Source organism: Pleionea sediminis (genome assembly GCF_007570825.1).
GTDB classification, from domain to species: Bacteria; Pseudomonadota; Gammaproteobacteria; order Enterobacterales; family Kangiellaceae; genus Pleionea; species Pleionea sediminis.
The window spans coordinates 261,860-275,009 of the sequence record NZ_SUNB01000005.1; the positions used below are offsets into that span (position 1 = coordinate 261,860).

At 45.5% G+C, this 13,150-nt stretch carries 18 protein-coding genes; 17 read left to right on the forward strand and 1 reads right to left on the reverse strand.

Features of this window, described 5'->3' with window-relative positions; translation table 11 throughout:
• Positions 1-58: 58 nt before the first annotated feature.
• The 13 genes from FAX86_RS17815 (at position 59) to FAX86_RS17870 (ending at position 9,921) form a co-directional block, all read left to right on the forward strand.
• Positions 59-1,336 carry a phage major capsid protein gene (locus FAX86_RS17815; protein ID WP_144394832.1) on the forward strand — a complete coding sequence of 426 codons (1,278 nt, stop codon included), beginning with the start codon at positions 59-61 and terminating at the stop codon, positions 1,334-1,336.
• Between the two features lie 57 nt (positions 1,337-1,393).
• A complete protein-coding gene (locus FAX86_RS22310; RefSeq protein ID WP_164503663.1) occupies positions 1,394-1,546 on the forward strand; it encodes a hypothetical protein in 153 nt (50 codons plus the stop codon).
• A gap of 14 nt (positions 1,547-1,560) precedes the next feature.
• Positions 1,561-2,133 (forward strand): head-tail connector protein, encoded by a 573-nt coding sequence (locus FAX86_RS17820; RefSeq protein ID WP_144394833.1) that lies wholly within the window; start codon positions 1,561-1,563, stop codon positions 2,131-2,133.
• 35 nt (positions 2,134-2,168) lie between these two features.
• On the forward strand, positions 2,169-2,489 hold the full coding sequence (locus FAX86_RS17825; protein WP_144394834.1) for a phage head closure protein: 321 nt from the start codon (positions 2,169-2,171) through the stop codon (positions 2,487-2,489).
• Positions 2,482-2,910 (forward strand): HK97-gp10 family putative phage morphogenesis protein, encoded by a 429-nt coding sequence (locus FAX86_RS17830; RefSeq protein ID WP_144394835.1) that lies wholly within the window; start codon positions 2,482-2,484, stop codon positions 2,908-2,910. The genes FAX86_RS17825 and FAX86_RS17830 overlap by 8 nt, the downstream gene beginning before the upstream one ends.
• Positions 2,907-3,293 (forward strand): hypothetical protein, encoded by a 387-nt coding sequence (locus FAX86_RS17835; protein WP_144394836.1) that lies wholly within the window; start codon positions 2,907-2,909, stop codon positions 3,291-3,293. The genes FAX86_RS17830 and FAX86_RS17835 overlap by 4 nt, the downstream gene beginning before the upstream one ends.
• Positions 3,294-3,296: 3 nt before the next feature.
• Positions 3,297-3,728, forward strand: a complete 432-nt coding sequence (locus FAX86_RS17840; RefSeq protein WP_144394837.1) for a phage tail protein — start codon at positions 3,297-3,299, stop codon at positions 3,726-3,728.
• Between the two features lie 10 nt (positions 3,729-3,738).
• Positions 3,739-4,113: a hypothetical protein gene (locus FAX86_RS17845; protein ID WP_144394838.1), complete on the forward strand. Its 375-nt coding sequence runs from the start codon at positions 3,739-3,741 to the stop codon at positions 4,111-4,113.
• Between the two features lie 29 nt (positions 4,114-4,142).
• Positions 4,143-4,400 carry a phage tail assembly protein T gene (locus FAX86_RS17850; RefSeq protein ID WP_205859246.1) on the forward strand — a complete coding sequence of 86 codons (258 nt, stop codon included), beginning with the start codon at positions 4,143-4,145 and terminating at the stop codon, positions 4,398-4,400.
• A gap of 25 nt (positions 4,401-4,425) precedes the next feature.
• Positions 4,426-6,558: a phage tail length tape measure family protein gene (locus tag FAX86_RS17855; protein WP_144394840.1), complete on the forward strand. Its 2,133-nt coding sequence runs from the start codon at positions 4,426-4,428 to the stop codon at positions 6,556-6,558.
• A complete protein-coding gene (locus FAX86_RS17860) occupies positions 6,555-7,310 on the forward strand; it encodes a hypothetical protein (RefSeq protein WP_144394841.1) in 756 nt (251 codons plus the stop codon). Before FAX86_RS17855 ends, FAX86_RS17860 begins: the two co-directional genes overlap by 4 nt.
• A gap of 3 nt (positions 7,311-7,313) precedes the next feature.
• Positions 7,314-9,605 (forward strand): hypothetical protein, encoded by a 2,292-nt coding sequence (locus FAX86_RS17865; RefSeq protein WP_144394842.1) that lies wholly within the window; start codon positions 7,314-7,316, stop codon positions 9,603-9,605.
• A 130-nt stretch (positions 9,606-9,735) separates the two neighbouring features.
• Positions 9,736-9,921: a DUF6316 family protein gene (locus FAX86_RS17870; protein ID WP_144394843.1), complete on the forward strand. Its 186-nt coding sequence runs from the start codon at positions 9,736-9,738 to the stop codon at positions 9,919-9,921.
• Between the two features lies 1 nt (position 9,922).
• On the opposite strand, the gene FAX86_RS17875 is transcribed toward FAX86_RS17870, so the two are convergent.
• The gene (locus tag FAX86_RS17875) at positions 9,923-10,894 is read right to left on the reverse strand and encodes an integron integrase (protein WP_144394844.1); all 972 of its coding nucleotides are present in this window, start codon (positions 10,892-10,894) and stop codon (positions 9,923-9,925) included.
• A 279-nt stretch (positions 10,895-11,173) separates the two neighbouring features.
• Here FAX86_RS17875 and FAX86_RS17880 point away from each other — a divergent pair, with 279 nt between their 5' ends.
• From FAX86_RS17880 to FAX86_RS17895, 4 genes are all read left to right on the forward strand, one after another.
• Positions 11,174-11,524 (forward strand): hypothetical protein, encoded by a 351-nt coding sequence (locus FAX86_RS17880; RefSeq protein ID WP_144394845.1) that lies wholly within the window; start codon positions 11,174-11,176, stop codon positions 11,522-11,524.
• A gap of 110 nt (positions 11,525-11,634) precedes the next feature.
• Positions 11,635-12,207 carry a hypothetical protein gene (locus FAX86_RS17885; RefSeq protein ID WP_144394846.1) on the forward strand — a complete coding sequence of 191 codons (573 nt, stop codon included), beginning with the start codon at positions 11,635-11,637 and terminating at the stop codon, positions 12,205-12,207.
• Between the two features lie 82 nt (positions 12,208-12,289).
• Positions 12,290-12,583, forward strand: a complete 294-nt coding sequence (locus FAX86_RS17890) for a hypothetical protein (RefSeq protein ID WP_144394847.1) — start codon at positions 12,290-12,292, stop codon at positions 12,581-12,583.
• 41 nt (positions 12,584-12,624) lie between these two features.
• On the forward strand, positions 12,625-12,990 hold the full coding sequence (locus tag FAX86_RS17895) for an Imm8 family immunity protein (protein ID WP_144394848.1): 366 nt from the start codon (positions 12,625-12,627) through the stop codon (positions 12,988-12,990).
• Positions 12,991-13,150: the final 160 nt, after the last annotated feature.

A 13,150-nucleotide genomic window follows, 5' to 3' on the forward strand; every position in this document is an offset into this window, starting at 1 on the left:
GCGACTTCGGTCGCCGTTTTTATTGCCCCTTTTTTTAAACCCATGAGGACATGAGCCTATGTTAACCATTGAGTCATTAAAAGCGCACCTGGCGACAATCAAAGGTCGCATTGTTGAAATTGCGAAACTCGAGTCGAGCGGTGAAACGCTGACCGAAGAACAAATTACCGAATTTAATTCGCTGGAAGAAGAGTTTGATACTTACCAGGAAAAACTCAAACGTGCCGAAGCGGCCGAGCGTTTGGAAATCACCGAAATCGAATCGAACGGTGATAACGTTGAGGTGATTGGCAAAGTCGAAAAGCCGATTGAAAAAGGTCAGGCGATTGGTCTCTTTACCCGAGCCATTGCGGCCAATAAAGGCAGTCTTCGCGATGCGGCGCATTTTGCTGAGCAAGAAGGGTACCCAACGATTGGCGCAGCGCTCAATACCCAAACGGGGAGTGCGGGCGGCTTTGTCGTGCCACCGGGGTATTCGCGTGAGTTTATCGAAATTCTTCGGCCCAGTGTGTTAATGCGAAACTTAAACGGCGGGTGCCGTGAAATTCCGATGCCCGACGGTCAGCTCGAAATGGGCCGCGGGGCTTCAAGTGCGTCGGCCAGTTACCAAGCGGAAGGCGAAGACATTATTAAGTCGGAACCCAGCTTTGGTGACTTTAAACTGTCGAAGAAAAAGCTCACCGGGTTAGTGCCGGTCTCGAACGACCTGGTGCGTTTTGGCACCAGTGAAGCGAATCAGTTTGTGCTCGATGACATTGTCCAGGTGGTGGCAGAGCGTGAAGATTTAGCGTTTTTGCGCGATGATGGCACGGGCAATTTAGTCAAAGGGTTGCGCTATCAAGCCATCCCGTCAAACCTCATTGTCTCGAGTGGGAATTCCGCGCTGGACATTGAACGCGATTTTCAAAAGCTCATTGGCTGCTTGCGCCGAAACAACATTAAGATGACGCGCCCAGGGATTGTGCTTAGTGAACGCACCTTTACCTTCTTGGAAACCTTGCGCGATCAGAACGGCCACAAAGTGTATCCGGAATTATCGGAAAGCGGCCGGATTGGCAAAGTCCCGGTCGGTTGGTCAACGACGATCCCTGAAAACTTAGGCGCGAATGGCGATGAAACCGAAGTGTACTTGGTCGACTTTCATCATGCGGTGATTGGTGAAGCGCACCGCTTAACGCTCGATGTGTCGACCGAAGCCTCCTACAAAGATGGCACTGAACTCGTCTCGGCATTCTCGCGCGACCAAACCGTTATTCGGGTGATTGAAGAGCACGACTTTGGTCTGCGTCATGGCGGCGCGGCGGCTATCTTAACCGGCGTTCGCTGGGGTCTATAATTAATTTTCCATCCTTACTTTCTAACCATTCGAACTTTTCATTTTGGAGAACCAATCATGTCGGATAAAAAAGACGTCGCACTTGAGCGTGTGATTGTGCAGTTTTTAAAACACCAATCGCCGTACAACAAAGATGAAGTCGCTGGGTTTGATAAAGATCACGCCGAGGCTTTGATTCAAGCGAAAGTCGCCAAGCTTTACAAACAATAAACGAGTCTTCGGTCATGAACATTGTGCCTTTGACCCCGCGAGGTGTTGAGCCGGTCTCGGCTTCTCACCTCAAACAGAGCATGAATGTGCTGCACGATCACGATGACGAACTGATTGAAACTCTTCAGGCGACGGTTCGGGAATTTGTCGAAGAGGACTTGCGTGTGATCACCACCGAGCAAACGTTTCGGGGATATTGTTCGAGTTTTTCGGAGAGCATTTATTTTCCGGTCCGTCCGATCCGGCGCATTGGGTCTCTGAGTTATTTTGACCGCAATGGCGTGTTTCAAACCTTACCGCCCGACCATTATCAATTCGATGGTCATTCGCGATCGCCATCGCTTAAACCCGCACCGGGTTACGAGTGGCCCACGACACAAACCGATCGCAGCAGTGCGGTGTGGATTGAGTTTACGGCCGGTTTTGATGCGATTGAAAATGTCCCAAAGCCGATCCTTCATGCCATCAAACTATTGGTCGGTCATTTTTACGAAAACCGAGAAAGTACGGTGCAAGGCATTAACGTGTCCATGCTGCCGCAGGGGTATGACTTTCTCGTGCAATCCTATCGTAATTATTCTTTTTAAATAGTCGTTTTCAATAAAGCGCCTTAAGGAGGCTTATGAACGCCGGAAAATTAAAACGGCGCGCGGTGTTTTTGCGTCCGGTAAAAACTGAGAATCGGTTAAAGGAAATCGAAACCCAGTGGGAAGTGTCAACGCAAGCCATCGTTCGATTATCACCGATGAGCAGCAAAGAATATTTTGCCAACGTGCAAGCCAAAGCCTCAATCACCCATAAGATTGTCATGCGCTATCAGCCGGGCATTACGGCACTGATGAAAGTTATGATGGATGGCCGACATTTTGAGGTGATGGCTCCGCCCATTGACGTCAGCGACCGTCATCGTGAATTGATTTTACTGGTGAAAGAACATGTCTGAGATTGACGGTTTAAAAGCGTTATCGAAAAAGTTATCCGAACTCGGATCACAGCTGGGCGGTAAAACCTTGCGGCAAAGTTTACTGCGTGCCAGTACGCCCACCGTGAAACAGATTAAACAAAATTTAGCGCACGGAAAATCACCGCACAAAACGTATAAAGGTCGTTTGGTCGCACCGGGATTTGCCCGGCGAAATGTCGCCCGGAAATCAAAACTCTCGCGCGATAAGACGACCGCCTTTGTGTTTATTGGGGTGAAACCGGAAGCCTATTACGCGGTCGCGTTTTTGGAATTGGGCACGCGGTTTATTCCGGCCAATCCCGTATTCACTCGAGCCTTGGAGCAAGACCAATCGAACATTGTCGCGCGTTTTTCCGAGCTACTGAAAGACAAGATTGACACCATTGGCCAGTCATCATGATTTTTCAAACGGTGATTGAAACGCTCTGTTCGGACGACGAGTTATCTCAGCAGGTCGCGGTGGTTCGAGCGGTGCATTTGGATGAAGACGATGAGCTTCCCGGCATTACGGTCAAGAAAAGCGACCGGGAGCTGGATTACTCCTGTGATGGTCCGAGTTCATTTACTCGCGTTCGGGTTGAGCTCGGATTATGGACCCATTCGATGGCTGCGAGTGAAACGATTGGCAAAGCGCTCAGGCGCGTGATGCACGCACTGCCCAAGCTCAGCCAAGACTGTCCCATTCATCGGGTGCGCCTGGAGCGTGAAATCGATGCGTTTCATTTTGATGAATCGGAAGTCCAATCCAATTTTATTTTTTCTATTGATTATCAAGAGGAGTAAGCCATGTCGTTTACAGACGGTTTGGGGTTGTTACTGGGCAATGGTGCCGAGGAAGAAAGTTTTGAGCGGGTGCCGGAAATTTTATCGGTCAGTGGTCTCGGCTCCACCAACGCCGAGTACGATACGACCAATTGGGATTCGGATGCGAAAGAGTACATCGCCGGATTGTCGGAGGGCAATGAAATGACGATTGAAATGAATCGCCTGCTCGACAGTCAGGAGCAAAACATGCTGATTGCCGATGTGGAAAATCGTGCGAAACGCAACTTTCGATTAACGATGGACGACTTGGTTCAAACAGAAACCTTTGCCTTTACGCTCACTTTAAAATCTTGGTCGGTGTCGCCCAACAAAGAAGACAAACACACGTTGTCCATCACGGGAAAAATCTCCGGAAAAATCATTCGTTCTATTCGACAAAATAACATTGGTTAAGGACACCCACATGCTCAGTGAACTTTTCAGTGATTTAACGTTAAACCACGTCGATTTTAAATTGCCGAATGGCAAAATGCTTCGACTGTCACCGCTCACGGTCAATCAACGAATCGATACGTTAGAAAAAATCAAAGTGCTGCGTGAACAGCCCGATAACCATCAAGGCTTGATGGATTTCTATCGTGAGGTGGTGGCCCTGTCGGCGCTCGATGAGGATTTTAAACCGCGCTTAACGGATGCTGATTTAGCGTTTTTACAGCGTTATGACGATGGCCGGTTACTGTCACAGATGTTTGCCGACATCGTTCAATTGTCGGGCTCGACCGACGTGCACCTTGAGGCGGCAAAAAAAAAGTCCGAGTCCCCCACCTCAAATTCCTGATGCAATTGGCGCTCGATTTGGGCTGCACCTTGGGTGAACTCAATGAGCGCATGACAAGCCGCGAACTCACGCTATGGATGGCGTTTTATGAGGCGCAGCCACGGGGCGTTGAACGCGATAATTATCACGCCGCCATGATTTGTACGTTACTCGCGAACATTCATGCTCCGAAAGGCAAACGATTTGAGCTTGATGATTTTATGCACGCGCCGCAATCGGACAAAAAAGAGCGTGAAACCGCCGCAACGCTCGCGCGTCTTCGCGCCTTAAGTACCCCGGCCGACTAATCCTTTTAACGACGAGTTTTTTTACATGACAGATTTAGCCAAATTGGTGGTGAAGCTTGAAGCCCAATCGGCCAAGTACCAAAAAGAGCTCGAGTCGGCCAACCGAAAACTCGGGCGATTTGAAAAGCGCACCAAAAAAAGCATTGGCAATATCAAAGTCGCCTTTGGCGCGCTCGGCGGTATCGTGGCGTTTAAAAAAATCTTTGATGCCACCGCGAAACAAGAGCAAGCGTTTAAGCAACTTGAACAGGGCATTGCTTCGACCAATAAACAGGTGGGCTTTTCCGCGAGAGAACTCGCCGGTTACGCCTCCGAATTACAAGCGGCCACTACCTTCGGCGATGAGTCGATTATTGAAGCCCAGTCGCAGCTTGTCACCTTTACCCGCATTACGGGGGAAGAATTTAAAAAGACGACGGAACTCGCGCTGGATATGTCGGCGCGCTTTGGCGTGGATTTAAAATCAGCGACCTTGCAACTCGGTAAAGCGCTCAATGATCCGGTGGCTAACTTAAGCGCGCTCAGTCGGGCGGGCATTCAGTTTTCAAAAAGCCAGAAAGACGTGATCAAATCGCTGGTTGAATCGGGACGTTTGACCGACGCGCAAAACCTGATTTTAAAGGAGTTGGAAGTTCAGTTTGGCGGTTCGGCCCGAGCGGCGCGCGATACTTTTGGGGGGGCGCTGCAAGCCCTCGGCAATAACCTCGGCGATTTGCTCGAAGGCGATGGCGGACTCAATGACGCGAAAGATTCGATTGAACGTTTCAATAAGCAGCTGGCCGATCCAAAAACGAAACGCGCGGCGCAAGAACTGATCAGCAAGCTCATTGATGGTTTTTCCAATCTCGCGTCGATCATGGCCGAAATTCCCGACTTTGCGAAATGGCTCGGCGAAGAAATTGCCGCCGCCATTCATGGGCCCAATGATCTGATTCGGATTAACGATGAACTGGCCGAGAAAACCAACGACTTGGCCCAGGCGCAGCAACAGCTCGATGCTGCGCTCAAACAAACGAGCCAAAGTCAGTACGGTTTTAACGTGGGCTCAGACCCCAGAATCATTGAAGCGCGGATTGAAGCCATTGGTCGAGAAATTGAGACGCTCAATGAACGCAAAGCGCTGCTCGAGCCAACCCTCAGTCCAACCGAAAAGCCGAAACTGCCGGAGGTCGTCAAAACGGGGCTGGGCAATGCGGGCGGTTCCGGCGCTAATAACTTAGATACGTCGGTGCTTGACGACGCCGATCGGTTATCCCAGCTCGCCGAACGCATTGTCAGTGAAACAACGCCCAAAATTGAAGCGGTCAACGCTAAGATAGTTGATACCTCTAAGCTCTTATCCCAGGGCCTGTTAACCGAAGAACAAGCCGATGCGGCGCTGGCGGTCTACATCGACCAGTTGTCGAATTTGGAGTTTGCCGATCTGCAAGCGCACCAGGACAAACTCACCCGGCTCTCGGAAGGCTTTGCCAGTGAAATGGAACTGCTCACCGCCCAGCGGGATGAGCGACTGGCGCTGTTAAACGATCAAAAAACGCAAGAGCTGCTCTCCGAGCAAGAAATTGCCGAACTCAAGCTCAAAATCAATCAGGATTACCACCAGGCGAAAATCGACCTCGAAAAGAAAAGCGCCAGCAGTGTGCTCAGCATTGCGGAAAACTCCCTCACCGGGATTAACACCGCGCTCACGAAATCCGGGCGCACCGGGTTTAACGAATCGAAAAAAATGAAAAAAGCGAATGCCCTCATTGCCACCAAAGATGCGGCGGTCAGTGCTTACAGTGCGCTCGCGGGTATTCCAATTATTGGGCCGGCGCTTGGCGTTGCGGCTGCGATTGCAGCCACCAAATACGGCATGAACCAAGTGGCGGGGATTTCCAGCAGCCAATACGGCAGTTCGGGTTCGGGCGGAACCGGCGCTCCCTCAAGCGTCTCGGCTTCCAGTGGCGGCGCGTCGCGCTTTCGAACGCCGCAAGCCGCTAATGACGTCAACAACGCCCAGGAACAAGCTGAGGCGATGGCAGAGTCGAAGCGCGTGGAAGTGTCGATGACGGTGGACGATTTTACCGGCGAGCCGATGCGGCTTTTGTTTGAAAAAATGAATGAGGAATCGGCGGACATGGGCTTTGAGTTTTCCGCGCAAGGGCAAGGCTTATGATGCAGCTCTTAGGTGATAATTTGCTGAATAATCCGGGGGTGCTGCTCAGTGCGAGTTCCACCGGGGCCGGCACCTTTATTGACAATATTCACGACGGTAATTTGTACGACTATTGGCAGTCAGGTAATTTCGGGCAGCAAACGATCGCTATTGATCTTGGTGAGTCGCGTACTGTGAATGCTTTAGCTCTAATTGGCCATACGTTTTATTCGTCGAGCGTTACAACGTTAATTGTTCGTCAACTAAACAACGATAATGAATTATTAAGCTCTGACGAATTAACTATTGCCCATGATAATGCAGAACTTTGGACGCTAACGGAGCAAACAACGACACAGAAAATAGAAATTAAATTTGATGCGGTTTTAGCGTTGCCGAGAGTTGCCTGTCTTTACGTTGGACGTCAAATACAATGTCCTCGTTCCCCAGCTTTCGGAAATGAGCTTCCTTGGATGGATAATCAGGTAAACGTTTTAGCAACGCGTAATACTTTTGGTCTTGCTCTTGGCTCCATGGCAAAAAAAACGTCAGGGATTTCTTTGTCCTATACGTTACGTTATGTTCCTATCACCTGGGCCGAGTTCGAGTGGTGTCCTTTTATCGAAAAAGCGCTTCATACTCCTTTTTTTGTTCGACTGTCAGAAAACTTCTCGCAAGTGATTTATGCGACGCTTGATGAAATTAAAAATCCTTCCATCGTTGATCCTGAGTATTGCCATTTACCCTTTAAATTTACCGGAAGTTTGCGTTAACTCATGGATAATAAATTAGCGAAAACACCTTATTTTGAAGTGGAGTTGATCGTCGATGCGTGCGCTGAAAACTTTGGGCAAGCGCCCTGTACCGCAACCGGTGAGCCTTGTCATAAGACGCGCAAAACGTGTCGAGATCCAGACAACTATTCCGTGGTGCCAAAATCTTATAAGTTGTGTTCAGCCATAGAAAACTTTCCGCGCGGCCAAGATTTAATTCCTTGCATCACCGACGTGTCTCTAGCGCCAACGAGTATTACTGGCGGTCGAGGATTAGGGAGTCGCGCTAAAGTGACGGTGCGTGCGCAAGATTTTAAACACCACGATCGCGGTGTTGATCCTTATTTTAGCGAGCGTTCTTACGATACGTCTCGAGGAACTTTTTTTGGAAAGTGGCTTGCTCGGAATCCCTATTATCAGGCTCGCAAAGCGATCGTGCGATCGGGTTTTTTATCGGAGCCTTACGATCCGTCGTTTTTACTCACTCAGCATTTTTTAATTGAGCACATCAGTAATCCCAGCGGACGCAATGAAGTCACAATGACCTTCAAAGACGTGCTCAAGCAAGTGGACCCCAAGCGCGCCAAATACCCAGCGATCAGTGAGGGCGAGCTTGCATTTAAATGTGAAGTTGCTGATGACTGGATTTCTGTTAAGCAAGGCCAAGGCTCGTTCTACCAAGTGAACGAACATATAACAATGGGAGCCGAAATTCTTAGGGTATTAGATATTGACGGTGATGATTTAATGGTGGATCGAGCTCAGTGGAATACTGAAGCACTTGCTCATTCTGTAAATACTAAGGTGCAGCAATGTAAAACTTATATCGATGAAAACTTGGTCGATATTATCAGAGACGTTTTAATCAATGGTGCAAATATTTCTTCTGATTACATTGATGATGAGGCTTGGGAACAAGAGAAACAAGCGTGGCTTCCTAATTATAATTTAACTGCGCTAATTCCAAAACCAGAAGGTTGCGACAAGCTTTTAAATGAATTGATGGAAATAGGATTGCTCGATGTGTGGGAAGATAGTGAAGCGCAAATTATAAGATTGAAGGCAAGCTCTCCTTTTCGGTCAACGATTGATGTAATTCGAGATCCAGATTTTGTTTCTGGCTCATTAAAAGTATCGGATAAGCCAGACCTTAGACTCTCTCGTGTTTGGGTACGCTTTGGTTTACGAAATCCATTAAAAAAACTTGATGATGAGACTAACATTGCGCGCGGTTATGCATTAGGTGATCGAGAAAAAGAAGCGCCTGAACAGTACGGAGATAAACGCGCAAAAGTGATTACAAGTCGTTGGTTGCAAGACGATGAGTTACATCGTGATCATGCTTTCAGTTTAACCAATCGATTACTTTCACGGTACAAAGATAATCCGAAAATGTTTGAGTTCCGACTTTGGATGGGGCGTTCTTTTCTGCCTAAAACGGGCGATGTTATTAAGCTTTCCGTTGAAGCATTACAAGATGTGACTGGAGCTCCAATATTAAAAACATGCCAAATCGTTGAGAGGTCCTCTGATTTGAATCAAGGGCACATGAAATACAAAGCGTTAGCGTACGATTCAACGATTAATGGTGGAGATGGTGATAACTCAATCGTTATTGCAACTAACCAGTTTAACTATAATTTATGGTTAGCTGTTGGTTCTCCTCCAGAGCCGATTGAGTTAAGTGTTTTTATTGAAGAGAACGTTTCTATTTGCTCGCGGAGTGCAGAGCTTGCTTCATTTGTAATTGGTAACTTTGCGCCCGGCAGTCTTATTCGGATGCAGAATCGAGGTGCCATTAAAGGCGCTGGAGGTGATGGTGGACATGGTGGTGGTCGTCTTCTTCGAATGGAAATTATTCATGGCGAGCGGCAGCCTGCAGTGGTTGAATTTGAAAAAGATGCAACACCTGGTGAGTTTGGCGGTCACGCTATATTGGGAGCCGAAGGAGTTGCTCTTTACATTGATAATGAAGATGGATTAATAGCTGCGGGTGATCCAGGAGAGGATGGAGCGTTTGATCTCGTTACTTATCAATGTGTCGATGGCGTCTGCGATGTGCCGGAACCATTACTCGGTCATGGTGGAAGAGGAGGCGATGGATGTCTGCCAGGTAAAGGTGGGGATGGCGTATACCAAGGAAATGAAGGAGAAGATGGCCTGGAAAATGAGTTGGATGTAGGAGGGCAAATAAAATCAGGTGCTGCCATTTATCATCCTCAAGGAAGAGTAATTATGGAGCAAGATGGAATAGTTTTAGGAAGGATTGAGCAATTGGAAACTGACAATTCATAATTCCAATTAAGTGTGAATAATACCTCGCTCAATTGAGACATCTCTTACAACTCGAACATCTCATTTCGTTAACACTAAAAAATTCACATCCGTATGATCAATTGTATAACTTGAAGTAAGGAAGTTGGTTATGCGAACGGAAGATTTAGATTACAAACAATTCGAAAGAAGTTCTCGTTATATTCAAGAAGGTAAGCATTGGTATTTTAAAACAAGGGAAGGCGATTTTTTAGGTCCTTATGAAAGTGTTCATTCAATGCTGGAAGCCGAACAAATTTATATTGCTCTAATGAAACAGCATTCGAAAGTTGCTTGAATTAATACTGAAGTGTATCGAGTGGCGAGCTAGTACCTGTTTCATTTCTTTGCATTACATGTGTGTATATTTGAGTGGTTGAAACGTCTTTATGTCCAAGAAGTTCTTGTATTGTTCTTAGGTCAGAATTAGTTTCAAGTAAGTGTGTTGCAAAAGAATGCCGTAGTGTGTGGCAGGAAATTTTCTTACCGAGTCCACAATGTTTAGCTGCAGCTTTTAAATGTTTCGCTACTACACTTGGATGAATATGGTGCCTGCGCCGGATATTGGATTGAGGATCTTTACTAATTTTCAGACTGGGAAATACCCATTGCCATGAAAGTTCTTTTCCTGCATTAGGATATTTCTTTTCGATGGCGTATGGTAGCTGAACACCAGGGATATTTAAGGCTCTATCTTGTTGGCAAAGATTTTTCGTTAGAGAAATTTGTTCTGTAAGTGTTTCGCGACATGATTTTGGAAGTGGGACATGGCGATCTTTCCCACCTTTTCCTTGCCGAACAATGATTTGGTGTCTATCAAAATCAATATCTTTCACGCGTAGTTGATGAACCTCCATTTTTCTCAATCCAGCACCATACATTATTTGAGCCATTAATAAAGGGACTCCATACATACAGGAAAACAAGTTAGAAACTTCATTCTTTGAAAGTACAACAGGTAAATATTGAGTAGGTTTAGCCCATTTAAGATTGGTTATTTTATCGATATCAATTTTGAGAATGTGTCGATAAAGAAATAGAAGTGAGCAAAGCGCTTGATTTTGAGTCGCAGGTGATACCTTTTTATTAACGGCAAGATGCGTCAAGAATTGACCAATTTCCGACTCTCCCATTTCTTTTGGATGTTTAACATTATGGAAGTAGATGTATCTACGAATCCAATGGACATAAGTTTTTTCCGTTAAATAGGAATAGTGCTTAGCTCGCAAAGTGAATCTTACTTGATCTAAGAGTTTCGGTTTCTTTGTCATTTTAAGCACCTCTTACTAAATACTACTTATGTAAGTAGTTTAAATCAAGCGGCAAAGCGATCTTTCTAGGAAGCTATTTTTGTAAGTTGTTGATTTCTAAATAAATTAAAATTTGAGAATTGTATTAAATGCGCTTGGGTGAATAATAACAGGAATCTCTATTTGAAATAGATGTGTATCTGATTGATAATTATGAGTAATTTGAAAAAACTAAAGTTGTATATACTTATTAAATGCGCTTTAGTGAATATAATTACTAGTTAAGTTTCCAAGGAAGTCATGAGCCAGAATATTGAAATCATAGATCTAGGTTTTTCGGTCGCTGATGCCGAAGATATTATATTTAGATTTGACGGTTCTGATCTCGTATTAGAATTCAATGATTGGCAAGAAAACCATATCACCATCAAGTGCGAGAATACGTTAGGTTTTAAATTTCAAAATGCGGAATATGAGATGTCAGAGTCTGAGCGCTTTGATTCTTGTCACATTGTAAATGATTCTGAGTGGGTAAAAGAGCATCTCAAGCAAGGTGAAGCTTGGGAGGGTGAAAGTTGGTTTCACTATAAATTAAACTTTAATGCGGCTGGTGTGGTAGAGGTTCTATGTTCCAAACTAGCCAAAACTTAACAAGGCCAAGCACAATCGCCCCTTTGGGGCTGGACCTCCGCACTGCGTGCTCCGGCCTGTGTTGGCGGCGTTATGCGGTTTCCTAATTGGAAGATTAGTGCGGGAAAGTAATGAACATAAAGGAAATGAAAGAAAATTTAATCAGCTACTTGCTTCAGGGATGCCGTAGCCACATCAAAGCTATTGAGAGTGAATCTGACATAGGTGTGCTTGGTTCATATATGTTTATGTGTGCTGAAGGTTACTATGGATTTGGAATTGTTTGCTGTGAGCAGGAATTATTGGACGCTAATGATAAGCTTGATGTAAATAAGTGGCACCTAAGCATTGGTACAGTTGATCACTTTGCTAAAGCTGAAGAGTATATTTCAGAAATAAGTGATGAGTTCTACGATGGTGAAATCGAGGATGAAGATGCGGGTGATCTAGATGACTATGATGATGATCAATTATGGCTCTATGTATCGGGATTCTATGAAGATTGTATAATTAGTGTATTCCGGTTGCTGGAGAGCGAAGGTTTTTTCGAATCAAGTTCGTTTAGCAGTTCAGTATTATTAGGTGTTGTGATGCCTGATCCAGATAGTAATAATAAAGCAGCTATATTGCGAGTATCTGAGAGATTAAACTCTCCAGAGTTGCACCAAAAGGTTCTCGCAAGCAACGGGTGCTTTTTCCAGTGATAGCCAATGGTTCACAACAATAAGCGCATAACAAGCAATTCAAGCCGACCGCAGGCGGCGGCTTAATCGGTCGTTATATGCCATGATCTTTCGAAATGAATCGCCAGAAGAAAGCCTAGGTTATGCCGACACCATATTGTTAGGTGTTGAAGTTTTCGAGTCATATATCGATGTGGTTGCGGAATATTATGATCAATCAAAATTAAACATTCGATTTCGACAAGCTTCGCTAATTAAGTATCCAGATGATGGTCCTGAGCGAGTTGAATCTGCAAAAGTATTAAAACTGAACGAAGGACGAAGGAGATTGATTCTTCGTGACGACGATAATATTGTATTCTTTGAGATAGAGTACTCTCATTGTGAGAGCATATAACATGTGCCATCAATTGAAGGCATGAAGAAAAGGCACCTCAATTGAGGCAGACGTTATACACACAAATGGAACTAAAGAAGCCTGAAATAAAGTCCTGGGATTGTGTGGACCATGATCCCATTGATGAGTGGGCCCCCGAAGACAGAGAGAATGTTGATTTTTGGTTCAATGTTTCGATCGGAATTGAGGGAGAGGCAAGCGCAGATAATTTTCAAGTTCATGTGGTGAGCGAAAGTATGCTCTCACGATGTACTGAGAAAAACTATTTAATTGTGATTCCTTACTACGAGAGTTGGGATAACATTATAGATGCGGTGAAAGTGAAAATAGAGAGCTGCACAGACGTAAGTTGGTCCGGAATGGCACCACAAATAGCGAAATTATTTTTGTGGGAATATGAGAGCTAAACTTAGATTGTGTATAACAAGACAAAGCAGCATATGCGAAAAGCACAATGCTGTTTGAAGCGTTAAGTGTATGAATAGTCCAGAGCTGACAATTAAAGATAACTTTGTTGACTCGCCAAATGAGTTATTTACGTATATTCGAAATAATGTAAAGTGGGAT